The 21759-nt window shown below is 71.0% G+C and carries 16 protein-coding genes and 1 pseudogene; 12 read left to right on the top strand and 5 right to left on the bottom strand.

All coding sequences use genetic code 11. The features are described 5' to 3' along the window. Positions 1-12 precede the first annotated feature (12 nt). Together OG866_RS31475 and OG866_RS31470 are read left to right on the top strand one after the other, a co-directional pair. A complete protein-coding gene (locus tag OG866_RS31475) occupies positions 13-804 on the top strand; it encodes a hypothetical protein (protein WP_329339927.1) in 792 nt (263 codons plus the stop codon). Between the two features lie 97 nt (positions 805-901). Continuing rightward, positions 902-1561 (top strand): hypothetical protein, encoded by a 660-nt coding sequence (locus OG866_RS31470; protein ID WP_329339926.1) that lies wholly within the window; start codon positions 902-904, stop codon positions 1559-1561. Positions 1562-1605: 44 nt separating this feature from the next. Here the strand turns inward: OG866_RS31470 and OG866_RS31465 are convergent. Beyond that, a pseudogene (locus tag OG866_RS31465) lies at positions 1606-1976 on the bottom strand (hypothetical protein); the annotation flags it as partial. Positions 1977-2407: 431 nt separating this feature from the next. Between OG866_RS31465 and glnII the strand changes: the two are divergent. The 7 genes from glnII (at position 2408) to OG866_RS31430 (ending at position 10153) form a co-directional block, all read left to right on the top strand. Next, positions 2408-3436: a glutamine synthetase gene (glnII, locus tag OG866_RS31460; RefSeq protein WP_329339925.1), complete on the top strand. Its 1029-nt coding sequence runs from the start codon at positions 2408-2410 to the stop codon at positions 3434-3436. An 87-nt stretch (positions 3437-3523) separates the two neighbouring features. After that, positions 3524-4450 (top strand): DUF6891 domain-containing protein, encoded by a 927-nt coding sequence (locus tag OG866_RS31455; protein ID WP_329339924.1) that lies wholly within the window; start codon positions 3524-3526, stop codon positions 4448-4450. A gap of 314 nt (positions 4451-4764) precedes the next feature. Next, a complete protein-coding gene (locus tag OG866_RS31450; RefSeq protein ID WP_329339922.1) occupies positions 4765-5355 on the top strand; it encodes a winged helix-turn-helix domain-containing protein in 591 nt (196 codons plus the stop codon). 96 nt (positions 5356-5451) lie between these two features. Further along, the gene (locus tag OG866_RS31445) at positions 5452-6465 is read left to right on the top strand and encodes an SDR family oxidoreductase (protein ID WP_329339921.1); all 1014 of its coding nucleotides are present in this window, start codon (positions 5452-5454) and stop codon (positions 6463-6465) included. A gap of 52 nt (positions 6466-6517) precedes the next feature. Further along, positions 6518-7783, top strand: coding sequence for a sensor histidine kinase (locus OG866_RS31440; protein ID WP_329339919.1), 1266 nt, complete (start codon positions 6518-6520; stop codon positions 7781-7783). Then, positions 7768-8421 carry a response regulator transcription factor gene (locus OG866_RS31435; RefSeq protein WP_329339917.1) on the top strand — a complete coding sequence of 218 codons (654 nt, stop codon included), beginning with the start codon at positions 7768-7770 and terminating at the stop codon, positions 8419-8421. Before OG866_RS31440 ends, OG866_RS31435 begins: the two co-directional genes overlap by 16 nt. A gap of 181 nt (positions 8422-8602) precedes the next feature. Further along, positions 8603-10153: a DUF1996 domain-containing protein gene (locus OG866_RS31430; RefSeq protein WP_329339915.1), complete on the top strand. Its 1551-nt coding sequence runs from the start codon at positions 8603-8605 to the stop codon at positions 10151-10153. A 64-nt stretch (positions 10154-10217) separates the two neighbouring features. On the opposite strand, the gene OG866_RS31425 is transcribed toward OG866_RS31430, so the two are convergent. Next, entirely contained in the window at positions 10218-10643 is a 426-nt protein-coding gene (locus tag OG866_RS31425; RefSeq protein ID WP_329339914.1) for a hypothetical protein, read from the bottom strand. A 116-nt stretch (positions 10644-10759) separates the two neighbouring features. Here OG866_RS31425 and OG866_RS31420 point away from each other — a divergent pair, with 116 nt between their 5' ends. The 3 genes from OG866_RS31420 to OG866_RS31410 all read left to right on the top strand — a co-directional run bounded on the left by OG866_RS31420 (position 10760) and on the right by OG866_RS31410 (position 14086). Further along, positions 10760-11272, top strand: a complete 513-nt coding sequence (locus OG866_RS31420) for a tetratricopeptide repeat protein (RefSeq protein ID WP_329339913.1) — start codon at positions 10760-10762, stop codon at positions 11270-11272. A 49-nt stretch (positions 11273-11321) separates the two neighbouring features. Next, complete coding sequence (locus OG866_RS31415) at positions 11322-13244, top strand: hypothetical protein (RefSeq protein ID WP_329339912.1); 1923 nt, start codon at positions 11322-11324, stop codon at positions 13242-13244. A gap of 152 nt (positions 13245-13396) precedes the next feature. After that, positions 13397-14086, top strand: a complete 690-nt coding sequence (locus OG866_RS31410; protein ID WP_329339911.1) for a TetR/AcrR family transcriptional regulator — start codon at positions 13397-13399, stop codon at positions 14084-14086. A 6-nt stretch (positions 14087-14092) separates the two neighbouring features. On the opposite strand, the gene OG866_RS31405 is transcribed toward OG866_RS31410, so the two are convergent. From OG866_RS31405 to pulA, 3 genes are all read right to left on the bottom strand, one after another. Next, entirely contained in the window at positions 14093-14446 is a 354-nt protein-coding gene (locus OG866_RS31405) for a 5-carboxymethyl-2-hydroxymuconate Delta-isomerase (protein ID WP_329339910.1), read from the bottom strand. Positions 14447-14512: 66 nt separating this feature from the next. Continuing rightward, a complete protein-coding gene (locus OG866_RS31400; RefSeq protein ID WP_329339908.1) occupies positions 14513-16132 on the bottom strand; it encodes a fused response regulator/phosphatase in 1620 nt (539 codons plus the stop codon). A gap of 77 nt (positions 16133-16209) precedes the next feature. Next, positions 16210-21618 carry a pullulanase-type alpha-1,6-glucosidase gene (pulA, locus tag OG866_RS31395; RefSeq protein WP_329339906.1) on the bottom strand — a complete coding sequence of 1803 codons (5409 nt, stop codon included), beginning with the start codon at positions 21616-21618 and terminating at the stop codon, positions 16210-16212. Positions 21619-21759: the final 141 nt, after the last annotated feature.

Raw genomic sequence — 21759 nt, 5'->3', positions numbered from 1 at the left:
CCCTCCGCCGCCATGACCTTCGGTGATCAAGGAATGCCGTACGGGACCGTGGACCCGTACGCCCAGTGGGTGGCGGAGCAGGAGCGGATACGCAGGCGTCGGCGCACCCGGCGGGCGGTGGCCGCGGGGACGGGCGTGCTGCTCGTCGCGGCGATCACCGCGGGGGCCGTGCTGTACACGGACGGGGACGGGCAGGGCGCCGCGACCGCGGCCTCCTCCCCGGCCGTCCCGTCCGTCTCCGTCACCCTTCCCTCCGACGCCCCGTCCGCCCTGCCCTCGCTGCTCTCCCGGCCGGCCGTCCGTCCGGAACAGGCCTTCCCGGCGAAGAGCGTGCGGCTGGCCGACGGTTCCCGGTACGAGCGCGTCGACCTGGCCACCACCTCCGACTGTGCCGAGGGCATGGCACCGGAGCTGGCCGCGCTGATCGCCCAGGGCCAGGGATGCGAGCGGCTGACCGCGGCGCTGTTCACGGACGCCGAGCGGCGCTCGCAGGTGACGGTGACCGTGCTGAGCTTCCGGCGCGTCGAGGACGCCTCGTCCGTGTTCGCGATGGCCTCGATGGACCCGGTGACCTATCAGGTGGTGTCGCTCGATCCGCCGCCCGCGGCCGGGCTGCCGACGGTGCCGCCCGGGTCGGCGGGGGTGTTCCGGCGGGTGATGACCGTGCGGTCCGTGGTGTTCGCCAACGGGCAGTGGGGCGACGGCTCGGAGGCGGACGAGGACGCGATCACGGGGCAGACCGAGGACCTCCTCCGGTACGTGAACGACAACGTCGTCGCCTACGAGGACCCGGACTCCGTGTGACGCACGTTACTTCGGCGGCTCCTGCGACCGCTGAGTAACCTCGTTCGGTATCTCGTACATAGCGGCGTACGCTCCCCTACCTCTTCAGGAGGCGCGCATGTCGCGTAGGAGAACTCTCAGCGCAGGCAAGAAGATCGCCCTGTTCGTGGGCGCGGCGTCGGTGGCGGGCGGTGGTGCCTTCGTCATGGCGAGCACGTCGAACGCCTCCCAGCCGCAGCAACCGCAGACCAAGGCGGCGGACTCGGGCGTCTGCCAGGGACTCGCCACCGCCCTCGGCAACAACCAGAAGTTCATCGACGGCCAACGGGCCGCTCCGGACGCGCAGTCGGCGGCCCGGATCGCCAACCGTGAAGCGGTCATCGAGCAGATCAAGGTGCAGCAGAAGGCGTCCGGGTGCGCCGTTGGGGAGTCGGCTCAGGACTCCCAGGCGGCACAGCCGGCGGCGACGCCCAGCACCCCTGCCGCCTCGGCACCGGCCGCGCAGGCGAGTCAGCCGGCCGCCGCCTCCGGGCAGCAGGTCTGCAACGGCTCCACCGTCACCCTCTCCGGCGAGGGCGGGGCGCCTGCCGCGTCCAGCAACCAGTTCCCGGCGGGGACGAAGCTGAAGGTCACCAACCTGGACAACAACAAGTCCACGACGGTGGAGGTCACTTCGGTCTCGGGCAGCTGCGCACTGCTGAACAACGCCGCCTTCGAGCAGGTCCGCGAACCCGGCAAGTTCCTGATCCGCCGGGCTCTGATCGAGAAGGTGGGGTGAGGCTCAGCGACGCAGGAACTCCGTGAGGCGGCGGCCCGGTTCGGCAGTTCACCCGCCCTCGCCGTCACCTTGCGGGTGTCGTGTGTCCTGCTGTTCGCGGCCATGAGCAGCAGGACCGGCACATCCAGCCCGCGCCGTGCGTCAGGGGACGGGCGCGGGCCGGTCACCGGCTTCACTACGGAGGGGAAGCCGGCGGCCGCCTCCTTAAGGCGGAGCCAGTCGGGGTCGAGGGGTGCTCCGGACGCGGTGGGGCGCGGGACGCAGCAGCATCGGCAGGGCGTGCAGCAGAGGGAACAGACCGCGTACGCGCACGGGGACCCGCGGGCGCGCTGGCCGGTCCGCACACGGTGACGTGCGTCGTGCCGAAGGGCGTGGGGACCTGGACCGCCTCCCGCTCCGCGGGCCACTTGGCCATGACCTTGTCGTAGGCCGCCTGGAAAGCGTCGTCGTCATGGACGCCGCACGCGCGCGTGTGGAGGCCGTAGAGCTCGGACAGGCCCTCTTCGCACCGCTGATCGACCGGACCGTGGGGTCCGGGGGTTCCTCACCGGGGTGCGGGACGCGGCGGCCGAGCGGGACCGAACCGCCAACCCCATCGCATACGAGCCGTCGCGCCGGCCCGCCCGTCGGCTTCGCGTGCCGCTCCCCCGGCGCCGCCGGCCCTCACAGCGTGAAACGCGCCACAGAACCACCAGGTAACACGGGGTTCACATTCGAGCAATGACCGGGAAATCGCCTGTTGACAGGCTCGCGCACATCAAGCGCGGCGTTTCAGTGCCGCAGCGCCGCAGCACCCAGCAGCACCCGCAAGTGCGCCTAGAGACCCACCCCCGAAGGATGTGGCCCGTGACCTTCAAGGCTGAGTACATCTGGATCGACGGCACCGAGCCGACGGCCAAGCTCCGTTCCAAGACGAAGATCCTGGCGGACGACGCCAAGGGTGCGGAGCTGCCGATCTGGGGCTTCGACGGGTCCTCCACCAACCAGGCCGAGGGGCACTCCTCGGACCGTGTGCTCAAGCCGGTCTTCACCTGTCCGGACCCGATCCGCGGCGGCGACGACATCCTGGTCCTGTGTGAGGTCCTCAACATCGACTTCACGCCGCACTCCTCCAACACCCGTGCCGCGCTGGCCGAGGTCGAGGAGAAGTTCGCCGCGCAGGAGCCGATCTTCGGTATCGAGCAGGAGTACACCTTCTTCAAGGACGGCTACCCGCTCGGCTTCCCCAAGGGCGGCTTCCCGGCCCCCCAGGGCGGCTACTACTGCGGTGTCGGCGCCGACGAGATCTTCGGCCGTGACGTCGTCGAGGCCCACCTGGACAACTGCCTCAAGGCGGGCCTCGCGATCTCCGGCATCAACGCCGAGGTCATGCCCGGCCAGTGGGAGTTCCAGGTCGGCCCGGTCTCCCCGCTGGAGGTCTCGGACCACATGTGGGTGGCCCGCTGGCTGCTCTACCGCACCGCCGAGGACTTCGGCATCTCCGCCACCCTGGACCCCAAGCCGGTCAAGGGCGACTGGAACGGCGCCGGTGCGCACACCAACTTCTCCACCAAGGCGATGCGCGAGGGCTACGACGCGATCATCACCGCGTGCGAGTCGCTCGGTGAGGGCTCCAAGCCGCTCGACCACGTCAAGAACTACGGCGCCGGCATCGACGACCGCCTGACCGGTCTGCACGAGACCGCCCCGTGGAACGAGTACTCCTACGGTGTCTCCGACCGTGGCGCCTCGGTCCGTATCCCGTGGCAGGTCGAGAAGGACGGCAAGGGCTACATCGAGGACCGCCGTCCCAACGCCAACGTCGACCCGTACGTCGTGACGCGGCTGATCGTCGACACCTGCTGCTCCGCGCTGGAGAAGGCCGGCCAGGTCTGATCCGGGCAGTAACTTCCCGAGGGGCGCCCACCGGCTGCGGTGGGCGCCCCTCGGCGCGTTGTCGGTGGGGTCTGTCAGGGTGGGGCCATGGAGATCGACGACGACCTGCTCGCCATCAAGGCCGAGACGGAGAACCGGCAGACGCACACCCGGATTTCGGCGGTACGGCTGCGGGAGCTGGTGCACCGGATCGGCGGTGCCGACGACCACTTCCTGATCGTGCAGCGGATACCGGACCGGCCGGCGGTCTTCATCCAGGTCGCCCACGAGCCGGGTGGGGTGTACGCGTTCCAGCACCGCACCGGATCCGTCCCGTACATGTGGGTCACCGAGGTGACGGACCCGGACCTGGTCGCGGACGTGATGGCGCGCTGGGCCCGCCAGGAGGACGGCTGGGACACGGGGATCGTCTGGCAGGGCGACGAACTCGGGGCGCCCCAGGAGGTGCCGGCGCCGGACCCGGAGGTCACCGCCGAGGCCGAGGGGCAGGTGCGCGAGATGCTCACCGACGGCTACCTCGGCATCGAGGAGATCATCCGCGAGACCGCCTACCTGCTGGAGGACCGGCTGTCCGCCGCGCAGGCCCGGCCGATCGTGGAGCGGCTGTGGCTGGCGCGGGTCGAGGAGCAGGAGTCCTGGACCGAACCGACCGACCCTGACCGGCTGGAGCGGGCGTTCGCGGCGCTGGAGCGGGACGGCATCGTGGCCCGCGAGCACTTCACCTGCTGCCGCAGCTGCGGGATGGGCGAGATCGGCGCCGAGATGGCCGACCGGGAGGGCGGCGCCCGGGGCTTCGTCTTCTTCCACTACCAGTGCACCCGCAGCGCGGCCGAGGGTCACGGACTGTCCGTCTACTACGGCGACTTCGCCAACACCCCGCAGGGCAAGGCCGCCGTCGGGCACGAGGTCGTCGCGGCACTCGACGCCGCCGGGCTGTCCACGCAGTGGGACGGCAATCCGGACACCGCGATCGCCGTCAGGCCCCTGAACTGGCGCAAACGCCTGGTGGGGTGACGTACGCAACGTCAGTTTCCCGTCAAGGAAGCGTCCAAGCAGTGAGAGGAGGGTCCTGTTGCGGGCTTGTGTCTGCTTCAATGTGGGCATGGCCAGCTTCCAGAACCCCACCGCGACAGGTCGCCATGACCTCGAGCCGTTCTGGCCTTCCCGTCAGCACCACGACTTCGACCGGGTGTGTTGCCGCGCGATGAACGCGCGGGCCCTCTAAAGCCGTACACACCCCGTCCGGCCTTCGGCCAGCGCGCAGTCGATCCACGTCTCCGGACGACCCGTCCCCGGGACGACCTTCTCGCGCGAAAGAGCTGACCCTCATGGCGACCACTCGTACTCTCTCCCCCGCTCCCCTCGCCACCGCCCCGGCCCACGCCCTCGCCGAGCACGGCCCCCGGCACCGGCTCAGGGCCGTCGGCCCCGACGACGTGCTGGACGTGGCGGACTTCCTGCCGCCGGGTGCCACCTGGCTGCCCGCCCCGCAGCACGCGCTGCCCACGCTGCCGGGCCAGCCGCCGATGATCGGCTACCTGGTGCTGGTCCCGGCCGACCAGCAGCCGCCCCTGCTGCCGACCGAGCAGGCCGCGACCGGTGCTCTCGGTGCCGACAGCGGCGACGACCCGCTCGTCCGCATCGACACCGTGCAGCGCACCGCCGAGGTGAACGGCGTCGAACTCGACCTCACCTACCTGGAGTTCGAGCTCCTCGCCCACCTCGTCGCCAACCCGCACCGGGTGCACACCCGCGACCAGCTGGTCACCACCGTGTGGGGCTACGGCCACGTGGGCGACGGCCGCACCGTCGACGTCCACATCGCCCGCCTCCGCCGCAAGCTGGGCACCCAGCACCGGCAGGCGATCCAGACGATCCGCCGGGTGGGCTACAAGTACGCGCCGCCGACCGGGCGTTGACACGGACGGGCGCCCCAGGGCGCCTGTCGGGTTCCGTTGTCTGCTGACGGCAGAGGTTCGTTCCGTCCGGGCCCTGCGCCGGGCAGAGTCTCCCCCATGAGACTTCTGGTGCTGGGCGGTACGGAGTTCGTGGGGCGGGCCGTCGTCGAGGCGGCGCTCGGGCGCGGCTGGGACGTGACCGTCTTCCACCGGGGACGGCACGCACCCGTGGCCGGGGTGCGGTCGCTGCACGGCGACCGCACCGCACCCGACGGGCTCGCCGCCCTTGCGGACGGGGGCAGTTGGGACGCCGTCGTCGACACCTGGTCGGCGGCGCCCCGGGCGGTGCGGGACGCGGCGCGGCTGCTGCGGGGCCGCGCGGGGCGGTATGTGTACCTGTCGAGCCGCTCGGTGTACGCATGGCCGCCGGCCGCCGGACTCACCGAGGACGCTCCCCTGGTGGAGGGTGCCTCGGCCGATGCCGGGCAGAGCGACTACGCCCGTGACAAGCGGGGCGGCGAGCTGGCCGCGACCGAGGCCTTCGGCGCGGACCGCTCGCTGCTCGTCCGGGCGGGGCTGATCCTCGGACCGTACGAGAACATCGGGCGGCTGCCGTGGTGGCTGCACCGGATCGCCCGGGGTGGGCCCGTACTCGCCCCGGGGCCACGGGACCTCCCCCTCCAGTACATCGACGTCCGCGACCTCGCCGCTTGGGTACTGGGCGCGGTGGAGCGGGAGTTGAGCGGGCCGTACAACCTGGTCGCGCCGAGCGGGCACGCCACCATGGGCAGCCTCCTGGAGGCCTGCGCGAAGGTCACCGGCGCCACCGCCGACCTCCGCTGGACCGACCCGGACGTCGTGCTCGACGCCGGTATCGAGCCCTGGACCCAGCTGCCGGTGTGGCTGCCGCCGGGGAGCGACCTGCATGCGGCGCTGCACACCGGTGACGTCACCAAGGCGCTGGGCACGGGACTGAGCTGCCGTCCCGTCGCCGAGACCGTCGCCGACACCTGGAGCTGGCTGCGGGAGATCGGCGGCACCGCGCCGCAGCGCCCCGACCGGCCCGCGGTGGGGCTCGACCCGGCCGTGGAGGCGAAGGTGCTCAGGGGTGTACCTGACACCACCCCCTGACCGGGTGGCCAAGCCCCGTGACCCCGCGGAACCCCTCGGCCAGACTGCTGCCATGGGCATAGAGACACAGAACAGCAGCGGTCGTACATGGGCACGGACCTCGGGTCTGGCGGCGGTGCGGGGGTTCGGGCTGGCGTTGGTGACGCTGCCGGGGGCGATCTTGTACTTCACGCTGTCGCTGGTGTCGATCTCGCTCATCCCGGTCGGCCTCGGGATCGTCACCACGCCACGGGTGCTGGCAGGTGTACGGGCGTTCGCGGACCGGCGGCGGGTGCTCGCCGCCGAGTGGTGCGGGGTGCGGATCCCGTCGGCGTACCGGCCGATCCCCGCGAACGCCAACCCCTGGGAGCGCACCTTCGGCATGCTGCGTGATCCGGCGACCTGGCGGGACCTCAGGTGGCTGCCGGTGGACATGACGGCGGGCTACCTCACCGCGCTGCTGCCGGCCGTGCTGCTGCTGTACCCGGTGGAGGGGCTCGCGCTGGCGGCCGGACTGTGGCGGGTCTTCCCGGACGGCTACTGGTACGCCTTCGTGCCGGTCACCGGGCAGGCCTCCGCGTTCGGCGCCGGTGCGCTCGCGCTCGTCTTCCTGCTGCTCTTCCGGCTGCTCCCCGAACCGCTGCTGCGCGCCCACTTCCGTCTCACCGGCGCCCTCCTCACCCCCAGCCAGGCCCAACTCGCCGAGCGGGTGCGCGTGTTGACCGAGACCCGGCAGGACGCCGTCGACACCTCCGCCGCCGAACTGCGGCGCATCGAGCGGGACCTGCACGACGGGGCGCAGGCCCGGCTGGTCGCGATGGGCATGGACCTGAACACCATCGAGTTGCTCCTCGACAAGGACCCGGAGAAGGCGAAGGAGTTGATCGCGCAGGCCCGCAAGTCCTCCGTGGACGCGCTCGCCGAGCTGCGGGACCTGGTGCGCGGCATCCATCCGCCGGTGCTCGCCGAGCGCGGACTGGGCGACGCGGTACGGGCCTTGGCGCTGCGGCTGCCGCTGCCCTCGGAGGTGACGGTGGAGCTGCCCGGGCGGGCGGACGCGCCGGTGGAGTCGGCGGCGTACTTCGCGGTGAGCGAGGTGCTCACCAACGCCGTGAAGCACGCGGACGCCGAGCGGCTCTGGATCGACCTGCACCACAAGGAGGGCACGCTGCGGATCAGTGTCACCGACGACGGCAAGGGCGGTGCGGTGATCGGGGCGGGCTCGGGACTGGCCGGGGTCGAGCGGCGGCTCGGTACATTCGACGGCGTCCTGGCCGTCAGCAGTCCCGCGGGCGGTCCCACCATGGTCACCATGGAGATCCCTTGCGTGTTGTCCTAGCCGAAGACCTGTTCCTGCTGCGGGACGGGCTGGTCCGGCTGCTGGAAGCCCATGACTTCGAGATCGCCGCCGCCGTCGAGTCCGGCCCCGAGCTCACCCGTGCGCTGGCCGAGCTGGAGCCGGACGTCGCCGTGGTCGACGTACGGCTGCCGCCCACGCACACCGACGAGGGGTTGCAGTGCGCGCTGGCGGCCCGGCGGGCCCGGCCGGGGCTGCCCGTGCTGGTGCTCTCGCAGCACGTGGAGCAGTTGTACGCGCGTGAGCTGCTCGCCGACGGTACGGGCGGGGTCGGCTATCTGCTGAAGGACCGGGTGTTCGACGCGGCGCAGTTCGTGGACGCGGTGCACCGGGTAGCGGCGGGCGGCACCGCGATGGACCCGCAGGTGATCCAGCAGCTGCTGACCCGGCGGGCGGCGGCCGACCAGCCGCTGGGCCGGCTGACCCCGCGGGAGCTGGAGGTGCTTGACCTGATGGCGCAGGGGCGGTCCAACGCGGCGATCGCGGGACAGCTCGTCGTCACAGAACGGGCCATTGCCAAGCACACCTCCAACATCTTCACCAAACTGGACCTCGAGGTGTCGGACGACGACAATCGACGCGTTCTGGCGGTCCTCGCCTATCTGGACCAGGGCCGGTGAGCGGCCGCTGATTCTCCGTAACTTCCGCTGCTCAAGCGCTTGTTGAGGCCCTGCGGCCGATGAATCCTCTGATTTGTTTGTGGGACGGCTGAACACCCGTGGGACCACGTCCGTATGGAACTGCGCCGCTTCACTCCTGTCGGGCGCCTCGATAGCCCCGCAAGGAAGTCAGAGGAGTTCCATGGGACGCAACAATCGCAAACGCCGTACGCCGCTGGCCAACAAGGCCATAGCCGCTTCGGCTGCCCTAGCGCTCGGTGGGGGCGGGCTTGTCTGGGCGAACTTCTACGCATCGGCTCATGAGTCGAACTCGGGACAGAACCAGACGAAGGCAGCCGGGGCACAGATCGCCACGATCCAGTGCCCGGACGTCGGCCAGAAGCTGACGAACGTCCCGAACGGCGCCCGGAACGGCGTGAGTACGGAGCTGGCGAACCTCGACAAGCAGATCACCGAGGCCTACGCCCGGCTCGCATCGACGCGCCAGGCTCAGGCGGGTGACTCCGGGTTCGTGCAGAACGCGATCCTCGGCCCGCTGAAGGACAAGCGGACCGCGGCGCTGGACCGCATCCGGATCAACATCCAGCGCGCCGGCGGACAGGCCGCGAACCTGTCGCAGTTCGCCGGATGCACCGGGGTCCCGGCCGAGCAGCCGGCGACCAACGCCGGCGAGGCCGACCAGAACCAGAACGGGGACGGCCAGCAGCAGGACGGCCAGCAGCAAGGCGACCAGCAGCAGGGCGACCAGCAGCAAGGTGGTCAGCAGCAGGGCGGCCAGCAGCAGAACGGCCAGGGCGGCAACGGCCCGACGGCCGACGACTTCGTGGACATCACCAAGGTGCAGGCCAACGCCCAGCTGGGCGTGGGTCAGAACGGCCTTCCCGCGAACGGCCGTTCCGGCTCCCGGGGCACGTTCACCACGAAGTGCGGCACCAACGGGAACGACAACCACAACACGGACAACGTGATCGTCGCCCCCGGTGTCAGCAACGGCGCCCACCACCTGCACGACTACGTCGGCAACCAGAGCAACGACGCCTTCGCGAGCGACCAGGAGCTGGCGGCGGCCCAGACCACCTGCCAGAACCAGGGCGACAAGTCCTCGTACTTCTGGCCGGTGCTGCGCCTCCAGGACGGTACGCAGGACTTCGACCAGAACGCCGCCGGTGGTGGCACCGAGGGCAACGCCGGCAAGATCCTTCAGCCCGCCCAGGCCCAGCTGAAGTTCGTCGGCAACAAGAAGGGCAACGTCGTCGCGATGCCGACGGCCCTGCGCATCATCACCGGTGACGCGAAGGCCTTCGTCAACGGCAACGCCAACGCGAACGTCAACTGGAGCTGCACCGGCTTCGAGAACAAGGTGCAGCTGCACGACAAGTACCCGATCTGCCCGCAGGGCAGCCAGGTGGTGCGCACGACCAACTTCCAGAGCTGCTGGGACGGTCAGAACATCGACAGCGCCAACCACCGGACGCACGTGGCGTTCGCCCAGGCCGACGGCTCCTGCGCCAATGGCTTCAAGGCGATCCCGCAGCTCCAGGTCCGGCTCGTCTACAACGTTCCCGCCCCGACCATCCAGAACGGTCAGGTCGTGAAGCCGTACGCGGTGGACACCTTCCCGGAGAACCTGCACAAGCCGGTGACCGACCACAACGACTTCATCAACTTCTTCTCCACGAACACGATGAACAAGATGGTCAAGTGCATCAACACCGGCCAGAAGTGCCAGTGAGCTAGCCGGCGCGCGAAAGAGCCGGCGGTGGGAATTCCCACCGCCGGCTCTTTCGCGTTCGTGCTCAGTGGCTGCCGGAGTGCGCGGAGTGGTCCTGGCCCTCCTCGACGTCACCGCCGAGCGTGGCGCGCAGCGCGGAGACGGTCTTCGTGGTCTCGCCGACGGCCACCCACTTGCGGCCGACCAGGTAGTGGCCGCCGTAGTCCTTGGCCCCGTTGATCCACTCGCGCTGGCCGCGGTCGGTGGCGAAGGTGGCCAGGATGAACTTCCCGTCGGCGTCGCTCTTGCGGCACGAGGCCTGGCGGAGTTCGTCGGCGTCGATCTGGATGGTCGGCTTGCAGCCCACCTCGGCGGCCAGGTGCTCCAGGCTCCCGCTCGCCGTCGCCGGCACGGCGGCCTTGTCGTCACCGTCGCCGCCGGATCCGCAGCCCGTCAGCGCGAGGACCGCCGCGGCGGCCGTCGCCGTGAGTATCGGTCGGGTCAACCTCATCTGTTCCTCCGGAACCTTCCCGTGGGCCTGGGTGCCCGTCCCCTTCCATACGGCCGGGGAGCACGCTGCGCTCAAATCAGGTACCCCGGTGGGCACACCCGTGCGAAAGTGTGCCGGTGAACGAGAACTGGGAACAGCGTGTGACGGCCGCCTGGGCCACCTTCGACGACTACCCCGAGGAGCGGGCCGCCGACTTCCGCGCGGTGATCGACGCCCTCGTCGCCGAGCTCCCCGACGGCAGCCCGCTCGGCCCCTTCGAGCAGGCCTGCGCCTGGGACTCGACCGGCCACTCGGACCGGGCGGCGCCGCTGTACCGGGAGGCGCTGGCGCGCGGACTGTCCGGCTACAAGGGGCGTCGTGCGAAGATCCAGCTGTCCAGCTCGCTGCGGAACATCGGGCAGGCCGAGGAGGGCGTCAAGCTGCTGACGCCCGAACTGGACGCTCCCTCCGACGAGTTGGACGACGCCGTACGGGCGACCCTCGCCCTTTGTCTGTCCAGTCTCGGCCGGGACCGTGAGGGCCTCTCGCTGGTCCTCGGCGCGCTCGCCCCCCATCTGCCGCGCTACCAGCGGTCGATGGCCAACTACGCCCGCGCTCTGGTGGAACCGGAGGAGCCGTCGGGGGCCTGACTCACCCGGGTGGCGGTGACCAACCCACGATTCGCTCGTTCTGCTGAACGTGCAGTCACAGGATGTCGCCCCGCGCCCCGCACCGTCCGCCTCCGCCGAGCCGTTCGTCGATGTCGAACAGGCCGAGGCCGCGCTCGTCGAGCACTACCCACGCCTGGTCCGGCTGGCCTACCTGGTGCTGCCGCCGGGTCTCGGCCGCAACCGGCGCGTCCTGACCGCGCACGCCCTCGCCCAGCGTGCCCTGCCCCGCGGTCGTGCCTCGACACCGGCCATCCCGGCCCAGTCCACCGGCCGCGACGGCGACCCGGGGTACGCCTTCGTCCGCCTCCAGGTGCTGCGTACGGCGCTGGAGGCGGGCCTGCCGCTGGCCCGCAGGGCCTGGCCCAAGCGCTCCCAACTGCCGCCGCTGCTCCCCCAGGTGTGGGGCCTCAGGCTCTTCCCGCGGTCGGGCGGCGCCGATGAACTCGCCCTGGACCAGCGGCTGTCGGCCCTGTCCGGCGAGGCCCGTGCCGCCTACGTCCTGCGCGGCCTGGAGCGCCTCCCGGACGGCGACGTCCGCCGGGTGCTGACCGAGGCGGGGGCGACGGACGTGGACGCGGCGCTGGAAGAGGCCGACGACGTCCCCGCGCAGTACGCCCTCCTCGACTCCCCCGAGTTCGACCCCTGTTCGCTCCAGGCCCGCCCCACCGACCTGATGCGCCGCAGGCAGCACATGAAGGCCGCGCTGGCCGCCGCGGCGGCGGTCGCCGTGTGCGGGGCGCTGCTCGGGCTGCCGGGCGACGGCTGGGGCCCGGACGGCGCCGCCGCGCCCGTGTACGCGGAGAACCCGTCGGCGCGGGCCGCACTCGACCCCGCCCAGCTGACCCGGGTCCCGGCCACCGCCTGGGAGGCCGCCTCCCGCAACGACTTCTCCGTCTGGCCCGCCCGTGGCGGCCTCGCCCACGACACCGCGCTGCTGCGCCGCGCCCTCGCCGTCTGGGCCCGCCCCGGCGAGACCGTCCGCGTCTCCGCGACCCCCGGCACCCCGTCCGGCGGCCCCTCGGGCCCGCCGCAGCTCCTGTACGCGGGGCTCGTCGACAACGCGCGCGTGGTGATCCTCTACGACGGTCTGCGCATCGCCCGTTACGCCGAACCGAAGGACGGCACCGAGGGCGCGGCCCTCGACTTCGCGCGGGTCGACGGGGCGACCCCGGGCGAGGCGAGCGCGATCGTGCTGGGCCGGGCCGACGGCAACGTCCGCTATCTGCTGGCGCCCTGGGTGACCAAGGCCGCCGAGCGTGACCTCCTCAAGCCCGGCTCCGGTGCGATGGACCTCACGATGACGAGCGGGGTCACCTCACCGCTGGCCAGTGCGGCGCGGCAGAACGGCAGCTGCACGTCCTGGAACGTCCTGGAGCTGACGGACCGCTCCGGCACCCGACTGCTGAGCGACCTCGGCGAGCTGGTCCCGGCCCGCCTCACCACCGGCCGCCCCGGCGCGCCGCACGAGGTGTCCGGCGCGGAGGCGCTGCGCACCTGGGCGCCGTACGCCTGCTCGCTGGGCGCGATGCGCTCGGCCGGCGTACGGACCGTGAACGCGTGGGCGTACGCCGACCAGCAGCTGCCCGACGCGGGCGGGGAGGCGCAGTGGGTGTGCACGCGCGCGGAGACCTGGCGGGGTGGCGGGACGCGCGCGCTGGCACAGTTCCGCACGCCCGGCGGGACGTACGGGGCGGTCGCGGCGCAGGCCGAGAACGTGCCGGCGTGCGGCCCTCGCGACCCGAATGTGCTGGCGGGTGTGCTGTGGAAGTCGGGTTCGGGGTCCTGGTACCTGCTGGCGGCCGGTGGCAGGAACACCGCGTCGATCAGCGCGACCGGTGCCGTCAGCGGTTCGGCCCGGGGGAACCTGCTGGCCGTGAAGGCGAAGGAAGGCGCCCAGGCCGGGCTGAAGGGGACGCTGGCGAGTGGGCGCTCGATCAACGGGCTGCGCTGAGACCGAGGAGGGGTGGTTCTGCGGGAACGCGTTTCGCGGGCACGAAGTGAGCGGCTTGTGCTGGATATGTGAACCCCTTGCGCGCCCGGCGTGTGAACACCGTTGGTCGGACCGGTCCGTTCCGGGCCGGATCCGATCGGTAAGGTGTTCGTATGACTACCGGGGTACGGCGAAGAATGGGAGTCGAGGAACGGCGGCAGCAGTTGATCGGCGTCGCCCTCGAACTGTTCAGCCAGCGCTCGCCCGATGATGTGTCCATCGACGAGATAGCGTCCGCGGCGGGCATCTCGCGTCCGCTGGTCTACCACTACTTCCCCGGCAAACTCAGCCTGTACGAGGCCGCGTTGAAGCGTGCGGCGGACGACCTGGCGGGCCGGTTCGTCGAACCGCAGGAAGGGCCGCTCGGGCTCCGGCTGCTGCGGGTGATGCGACGGTTCTTCGACTTCGTGGACGAGCACGGGCCCGGTTTCGCGGCCCTGATGCGCGGCGGCCCGGCCGTCGGCTCCTCGGCCACCAACGCGCTCATCGACTCCGTACGGCAGGCGGCGTACGAACAGATCCTGTCGCATCTGGGCGTCACGACCCCGCCCGCACGGCTGGAACTGGTCGTCCGCTCCTGGATCTCGCTCGCCGAGTCGACGGCGCTGATCTGGCTGGACGGCCGACGCATCCCGCGCGGCGAGCTGGAGGTGCAGCTCGTGCGTGACTTCGCCGCGCTCGCCGCGGTGAGCGCCGCCTACGACGAGGAGATGGGCGCGCTGATGCGGGTCATGCTCCGCGACGAGCCCGGCGACGGGCCGTTCGCCGACCTGGTGGGCCGGCTGATCGCACTGGCCTCGTAGCCGACGTCAGACGACGGCCTTCGTGTAGGAGGCGTCCAGGTCGCGGACCTCGGCGGACAGATGCAGGGTGAGGCCGTCGACCGGGCCGATGTGCTTGCGCAGCAGGTCCACCACGGCCTCGGTGAGCTTCGCCTTGGTCTCCTCGGTGCGCCCGGCGAGCAGGGCGAGCGTGACGTTGACGATCGCGTGCCCCTCCTTCTCGCCGCCGACCACCTCGTCCTCGGTCCGCAGCACCCGCGTCTTGCACGCGTCGAGCTTCGCGGCCGCCGTCTCGACGACCACCGGGTGCAGCGCGAGGGCGAACTCCTCCCAGTCGACGTCGTCGAGGTAGGCGGAACGTTCGACGGTGATCTGCGGCATGAGCACTCCTGTTCTAGGTCGACAAGGGCACCCTAACCGTCGTACGAAGGCCCCGACAGGACCGTCTCACCGCAGCCGCAGTCCCAGCATCGCGATGTCGTCCTCGCGGTCGTGGCCGAAGCAGCCGAGCAGGGTGTCGCACAGGGCGTCGAGGCCGGGCGGGGCGTCGGCGGCGGCCGTGCGGAGCTGGTCGAGGGAGACAGCGAGGTCGGTGCCGCGGGTCTCGATGAGGCCGTCGGTGACCATGAGGAGACGGTCGCCGGGCGTGAGGCAGAGCTCGGTGGGCTCGGGCCGGTCCAGGCCGAGGCCGAGCAGCGGGCCGCAGACGCGCGCGTACTCGGCGCCGCCCCCGGCCCGCACGACGAGCGGCGGCAGATGGCCGGCGTTGGCGATCCGGGTGCGGCCGGTGGCCGGGTCGACGAGGGCCAGGCAGACCGTGGCGGTGGCGTCGGGGTGGAAGTGCTGGAGCATCCGGTCGAGCCGCTCGGCGAGCACGCCCGGGTCACTGTCCTCGACGCTGTAGGCGCGCAGCGCGTGCCGCATCTCGACCATGACGGTGGCCGCCTCCAGCGAGTGCCCGACGACATCGCCGACCGCGGTGAGCGCGCCCTCGGGGGTGCGCAGGGCGGCGTAGAAGTCCCCGCCGATCTCGGCCTGCCGGGAGGCCGGCACATAGCGGGCCGCGAGGTCGAGGCCCGCCAGGCGGGGCAGCCGGTGCGGCCGGGGCAGGAAACTGTGCTGGAGGGTGAGGGCGACATGGCGCTCGGCCTGGTACATGAGCAGCGGTTCGGCGGCCAGCGCGGCGGCCTCGGCGAGCCGGGCGACGAGGCCGTCGTCGGCGGGGACCCCGGTCGCGGTCCGGCGCGCGGGGGTGGCCACGCACACCGGTGTCCGGCCGTGCCGGGTCACGGCCACCGCGAGCCGGGCGTCCTCCTCGACGCCGGGCCGGAAGAACCCGGCGGGCCACAGCGGCGCGGGCACGACGAGACTGTGCGCACCGGAGCGGCCCTCGCTGATCCGGGCGACGAGCCGCGCCACCGCGTCGTGCGCGCTGGCGTCGGGCAGGGCGAGGGCGGTGCGGCTGCGGGAGGTGCCCCGGTGCAGTTCGCCCTCCGGTCCGGTCACGAACACGACGGCGGGCGCCCGGGTGAGCCGGGAGGCACCCTCGGCGGCCGCGTCCGCCAGCTCCTCCAGACAGCGCGCCGCCTGCACGCTGAGGATGGCCTCGGACAGCAAGGTCAGCCGCTGCACCAGTGTCTCCGCGCCGGACCTGCGCCGCGCCCCGCGCAGTGCGGCGCCCACGACGGCCTGGATCTCCTGCGGTTCGGCGGGCACGGTCAGATAGGCCTCGCCGCCCGCGTCAAGGCCCCGGCACCGGTCCCGGGGCGCGACCGCGGCGGCGGAGAAGTGGACGACGGGCAGGGTGGCCATGAGCGGCTGGGCCTTGACCCGGCGGCACAGCTCGAAGCCGCTCATGTCGGGCAGTCCGACGTCGACCAGCGCCACATCGGGCAGGGTGCCCGTGTGCAGCCGTACGTCGAGTTCGATCAGCGCCTCACCGGCACTGGCGACCGGCACCACGCGGTGTCCGGCGCGCCGCAGGACCGCGCCCATGGCGTAGCGGCTGGCCGCGACATCGTCGACGACCAGCACGGTGGTGTCCGTCTGCTCGGCGAACCCGCTCATGACCGTCAGCCCCTCGGGACACGAATGGGTGGGACGCCCCCGAGAACCGAGGCCGCCCCACCCAAACTAGTGCGCCGTCAGGCGGTTCGGGAGAATACGGCGACAGTGCGCCCCGGAACGGCGAACGTGCCCGATTCCGGCTCGTACGACGAGGACTTGACGGTAGAGTCCGCGCCCGTGGCCTGCACGGGGTGCAGTTCGTAGCCCTGGCCCGCCAGAGAAACGATCCGCTGCTCCTGCTTCTCGGGCGTCGCGTTGAACACCACGACGAGGTCACCGAGTTCCATGGTGATCACGCCGGGCGTCTCCGCCTTCCCGGACAGCGGGAAGGACAGCTTCGACTGCACCTGCCCGGCGGTGTCGAGGGAGAACACGCTCTCCGTCGACCGGATCCTCAGCAGGTCCTGGTACGCCGCCGAGGCTCCGCCGATCTGCGCGCAGCCGACCTTCACCTGGGCCAACAGGGGCTTGGCGTACGGCCACTTGGACTCGTTGTCGGCCGCCATCGGCAGGCCCTGGCCGAAGCCGTTGCCGTCCGCGCAGTTCCAGTGGACGGCGTTGAACCAGTCCCCGCTGTCGTAGGAGTTGCGGTCCAGGGACTTGGAGCGCAGCAGGTCGGTGCCCGCCTGGGAGAGGGACGGGCCCTGCGAGAGGGTGGCCGTCGCCATGGCGAGGACCTGCATCCGGGCGCGGTCGTCCGCGCCGGTGGTGGCGGGCAGCTTGTACGTCAGCGCGTCGAACAGCGACTCGTTGTCGTGTGCGTCGGCGTAGGCGAGGGCGTCGCCGGGGGCGTCCGCGTAGCCGGCGGGCTGGCCGTTGTAGTCGACCTCGGCGCCGGTGACCTCCTTGCCGTCGGTGTCGGTGAAGGTGAACTTCGCGAGGTTGCCGCTCAGCCCGACCTTGATGAGGTCCTGGTAGTGCAGCAGCCTGGCCTTCTGCTCGGCCGACGTGCCGTTGTTCTTCGAGGAGTTGGGGTCGGTGTAGAGACCGGACGCGAAGCCCTGGACGCCCGGGTCCTCGTCGAAGGGCCCGCCGCCGCGCACCGCGTCACGGGCCCGGTCGGAGAAGGTGGCGATGCCGGTGCCGGCCATGTTCTTCTGCGTGGCCTGCACGAAGCGGGCGTCGTCGGCGACCTCGCCGAAGTTCCAGCCCTCGCCGTACAGGATGATCTTCTTGCCGTCGACGCCGTCCTTGGCGAGGGTCAGCTTGTCCAGGGCCTTCCTGACCGCCAGGATGTTGGCCTTGGGGTGGTGGCCCATGAGGTCGAAGCGGAAGCCGTCGACCTTGTACTCCTTGGCCCAGGTGACGATCGAGTCGACGACCAGCTTGCCCATCATCGCGTTCTCGGTCGCCGTGTTGGCGCAGCAGGTGCTGTTGGCGACCGAGCCGTCGGCGAGGAGCCGCTGGTAGTAGCCCGGCACGACCTGGTCGAGGACGCTGGTGTCGGCCTGGCCACTGGCCGCGGTGTGGTTGTAGACGACGTCCATGACGACCCGCAGACCGTCGTCGTTGAGCGCCTTGACCATCTCGCGGAACTCGACCGTGCGCCCGGTGCCGTCCGGGTCGGTGGCGTACGAGCCCTCGGGGACCGTGTAGTGGTAGGGGTCGTAGCCCCAGTTGAAGGCGTCCTTCGCGGCGATCTTCGCGACGCACTCCTGCTGCTTGTCGGAGTCGGCCGCATAGGAGGCGAGATCGCAGTCGGTGGTCGCCTGGTCGGACTTCTTCTCGGGAATGGTCGCGATGTCGAACGCGGGCAGCAGGTGCACGTACGAGGTGCCCGACTTCGCCAGCTCCTTCAGGTGCCGGGAGCCGTCGCTGCTCTTGTCGGTGAAGGCGAGATACGTACCGGGGTGGTCCGCCGTCTTGTCGGCGACGGAGAAGTCCCGGATGTGCAGCTCCTGGATCTGCGCGTCCTTGAGCGGGGTGGCCTTCGGCTTGGTGTACGACGTCCAGCCCGACGGGGCCAGCGACTTGTCGTCCAGGTCGACGACGAGGCTGCGCTCGGAGTCGGTGGTCAGGGCGACCGAGTAGGGGTCGGTGACCTTGTTGGTGACGACCTTCTGGACACTGGGCGCCCAGACCCTGACGACGTACCGGTACTCCTTGCCCTTCCAGGACTTGGGGCCGGTGACGGACCAGACTCCGGTCCTGCGGTCGCGCTTCATCCGCACCGTGGAGCCGTCGAGCTCCAGGGCGACGCTCTGCGCGGTCGGCGCCCAGACGGCCAGCGTGGGACGGCCGCTCTTGTCGAACGTCGGGCCGAGGTCGGCCTTGGTCGCGCTCGCGTACACGTCGTCGAGGACACCGGCGAGCTGGACGCCGGTGGCCGCGAGGACGGCGCCGTTCGCGGACCGCTGGGAGGCGACGACCTGGCCGCTCAGGGCCTCGCGGACGCGGTCGCGGTCACGGGGGTCGACGGTCCAGGCGGTGTAGGCCTTCAGATGCGGGAACTTCTCCTTCTGGGCATCGGTCAGGCTGGCCTTGGACAGCCGCAGCCAGCGCTCGTCGTCGCTCGTCAGCGCCCCGTCCTTCACCGCGATCGAGCCGTCGCGGCTGTAGAGGAGCTGGGTGGAGGCGGCGGCGTCGGAGCCGTTCCAGGCGACCGTGTTCCGGTCGATCCAGACCGCCTTGGCGGCCGTCAGGTCGAGGGCCGCCGCGGAGCCCGCGGGCTGCGGCAGCAGGTACTTCTCCTGGCCGTTCAACAGCCACACCTCATGACCGTTGGCCGTGAGGTCCAGCGACTGGTCGGACGGGAGGTCCTTGTCGTCGCCCTTGTGGATGATGTAACTGAGGCTGCTGGCACCGTCGGTGAGCGGTACCTCGTAGACCGCGCCATAGGCATCAGTCTTCACCGGCTTCAGCGGGTTCGACCAGTCGGTGGGGTTCGCGGCGCCCGTCCAGACGTGCAGGCCCCAGCCGTCGTAGTTCCCGTCGGCGCGGTGGTAGTGGACGACGGCCTTGGTCTTGTCCTGCGCCGGGTAGTCCGGCTTCTCGGTGAGGACGTCCGTCCTGCCCTGCTCGATCCAGACCTCGCCGGTCTTGGTGACGTCGATCGAGCGGTCGGCGGAGACGTCCTTGTTCCCGTCCTTGTCGATGACGAGGAAGCCGACGTTGGAGGCGCCGGTCTTCAACTTGACGTAGGCGAAGGCGCCGTAGGCGTCACGGCCGGTGAAGGGGTGGCTCTTCGGCCAGTCGGTGGCCTCGCCGTCGGCGAGGTCGCCCCAGGCGTACAGGCCCCAGTCGTCGTAGTCGCCGTCCGCGCGCTTGTAGTGGACGATCGCGTAGTCGCGTGAGGTGGCGGTGGGGACCTCCTCGGCGGGCGGGGTGCCGGTGGTGGACGCGGCGGGGGCACTCGCGGTGCGTCCCTGGAAGTCGACGACAACCGCCTTGTAGCGCAGGGCCGTTCCGGCTGGTACGTCCTCGTCGATCACCTGCGTGACCTTGTACGGGGCGTGGTCGGCGGAGCCGAGCGTCTTCCACTTGCCGTCGCCGACCTGGGCGGCGAAGACGACGCGGTTGAGCTGACCGCCGTCGACGTCGGCCGACAGCGTGACCGTGCCGGTGGCGCCGGTGGCCGGGGCCTTGAGGGTGATCGTCGGCGCGGTGGCCGCCTTGGCGGGCTTGGCCGCCGCCTTGAGGACGATCGCCGAGCCGGCCGGGACGGTGACGGTGAGCTTCTTGTCGGCGTCGGACTTCACCGAGCCGTCGGTGCCGTAGATCCCGTTGTACGCGGTGGCCGCCGAACCGGCCGCGAACGTCGCCGACTTGGCCTCGCCCGCGTTGTTGAACGCGACGACGTACTCCTGGCCGGTCCTGGCGTCGGTGCGGGAGAAGGCGTAGATCCCCGCGCCGTCGGCCGCGTAGCGCTCGGTCTGGATGCCGTCCGTGAGGGCCGGGTTGGCCTTGCGGAGCTTGGCGAGAGCGCTGATCTGCCGGTAGAGCGGCGCGCTCGTGTCGTAGGCGTCGCTCGCGTGCGTGCGGTCGGTGCCGATCTCGTCGTCGTCGAGGTAGTCGGCGGTCTTCGACGCGAACATCGTCTGGCGGGCGTCCTTGTCGCCGCCTGAGCCGGTGAAGCCCTGCTCGTCGCCGTAGTAGACGACCGGGTTGCCGCGGCTGAGGAACATCAGCTCGTTGGCGAGCTCGTCCTTGGCGAGGAGTTGGGCGTCGGTGGCCTTCGGGTTGTCCTGGTTCAGGAAGTACCCGAAGCGGCCCATGTCGTGGTTGCCGAGGAAGGAGACCTGCTCGTACGCGTTGGCCTTGTCGGTCGTGTACTTGTAGTCGTCACCGAAGAGCGCCGCCAGCTTCTGCGCGCTGCCGCCCTGCGAGACGTACTGGCGCGCCGCCTCCTGGAAGGGGAAGTCGAGCGTGGCGTCGAGGCGGCCCTGGGTGACGTACGACGAGGTGATCGACGTGTCGGAGGAGTAGACCTCGCCGAACATGAAGAAGTCGTCGCGGCCGTGCCGGGCGGCGTAGGCGTCGAGGGCGGTGGCCCATTGGGTCCAGAACTCCATGTCGACGTGTTTCACGGTGTCGATCCGGAAGCCGTCGATGTCGAAGTCCCTGACCCACTTCTCGTAGATCTTCTCCATGCCGCTGACGACCTCGGGACGCTCGGTCCACAGGTCGTCGAGGCCGGAGAAGTCGCCGTAGGTCGTCGACTCGCCCGCGTAGGTCGAATCGCCCCGGTTGTGGTACATCGTCGGGTCGTTGAGCCAGGACGGGACCTTGGCGTCCTTCTGCGCGGCGCTCACGGTCGGCGTGCGCGGGAAGGAGTCGGCGTCGACCGCCGGGAAGTCCTTCGTGCCGTCCGCGTAGTCGGCGTCGTCGAAGGGCTCGCCGTCCTCGGTCAGGTACGGGAAGGCCCCCTTGGAGAGGTAGTCGTAGGACTTCTCCTCGTAGTCGACGACGTCGGCCGTGTGGTTGGTGATGACGTCGAAGTAGACCTTCATGCCCTTGGCGTGCGCCTTGGCGATGAGGTTCTCCAGGTCCTTGTTGGTCCCGAAGTGCGGGTCGACCTGGGTGAAGTCGGTGATCCAGTAACCGTGGTAGCCGGCCGAGGCGTTGGCCCCGGTGCCCTGCACGGCCCGGTTCTTGAAGATCGGCGCCATCCAGATGGAGGTGGTGCCGAGGCCCTTGATGTAGTCGAGCTTCCGGGTCAGCCCCTTGAGGTCGCCGCCCTGGAAGAAGCCCTTGTCGGTGGGGTCGTAGCCGGTGGCGAGGCGGGAACCGGTGAGGCCGCCCTCGTCGTTGCCGGTGTCGCCGTTGGCGAAACGGTCCGGGAGCACGAAGTAGAACTGCTCGCGGGTGGAGTCGTGCCGGGCGGGTTCGGCCGCGAGCTTGGCGTCCGAGGGCGGCGGGGGCGGTGTGTCCGCCCGCGCCGCGAGGGGTTGGACGAGCGCTGCGGCCAGCGCGGTGACGGTGACCGCGGCGACCCGTCCGACGTGGGCGGTGCGGCGCCTCGACGGCGTCGGCCATCTCGGTATCACAGATGGACTCCTTGCGATTACGGCTCTACGTGGGTCCGACCCCGCGCGACCGTATCGCCGCCGTAAGGCTTACAGCAAGAGTCTTGAAAGTAACGGAAAGACCTTTCAGTTGGCTTCTTGCGGGCTCCCGGCAGCCGGAGT

The sequence above is a fragment of the Streptomyces sp. NBC_00663 genome (assembly GCF_036226885.1).
GTDB lineage: Bacteria > Actinomycetota > Actinomycetes > Streptomycetales > Streptomycetaceae > Streptomyces.
The sequence above is the reverse complement of the archived record's forward strand: the minus strand, read 5'-3'. Positions and strand labels throughout refer to the sequence as shown.

What these genes read in the sequence shown, in the direction of transcription:
- OG866_RS31475 (WP_329339927.1), top strand. Translation starts at nt 13, where the DNA reads ATGACCTTCGGTGATCAAGGAATGCCGTACGGGACCGTGGACCCGTAC.
- OG866_RS31470 (WP_329339926.1), top strand. Translation starts at nt 902, where the DNA reads ATGTCGCGTAGGAGAACTCTCAGCGCAGGCAAGAAGATCGCCCTGTTC.
- OG866_RS31455 (WP_329339924.1), top strand. Translation starts at nt 3,524, where the DNA reads ATGGAGATCGACGACGACCTGCTCGCCATCAAGGCCGAGACGGAGAAC.
- OG866_RS31450 (WP_329339922.1), top strand. Translation starts at nt 4,765, where the DNA reads ATGGCGACCACTCGTACTCTCTCCCCCGCTCCCCTCGCCACCGCCCCG.
- OG866_RS31445 (WP_329339921.1), top strand. Translation starts at nt 5,452, where the DNA reads ATGAGACTTCTGGTGCTGGGCGGTACGGAGTTCGTGGGGCGGGCCGTC.
- OG866_RS31440 (WP_329339919.1), top strand. Translation starts at nt 6,518, where the DNA reads ATGGGCATAGAGACACAGAACAGCAGCGGTCGTACATGGGCACGGACC.
- OG866_RS31430 (WP_329339915.1), top strand. Translation starts at nt 8,603, where the DNA reads ATGGGACGCAACAATCGCAAACGCCGTACGCCGCTGGCCAACAAGGCC.
- OG866_RS31425 (WP_329339914.1), bottom strand. Translation starts at nt 10,643, where the DNA reads ATGAGGTTGACCCGACCGATACTCACGGCGACGGCCGCCGCGGCGGTC.
- OG866_RS31410 (WP_329339911.1), top strand. Translation starts at nt 13,397, where the DNA reads ATGACTACCGGGGTACGGCGAAGAATGGGAGTCGAGGAACGGCGGCAG.
- OG866_RS31405 (WP_329339910.1), bottom strand. Translation starts at nt 14,446, where the DNA reads ATGCCGCAGATCACCGTCGAACGTTCCGCCTACCTCGACGACGTCGAC.
- OG866_RS31400 (WP_329339908.1), bottom strand. Translation starts at nt 16,132, where the DNA reads ATGAGCGGGTTCGCCGAGCAGACGGACACCACCGTGCTGGTCGTCGAC.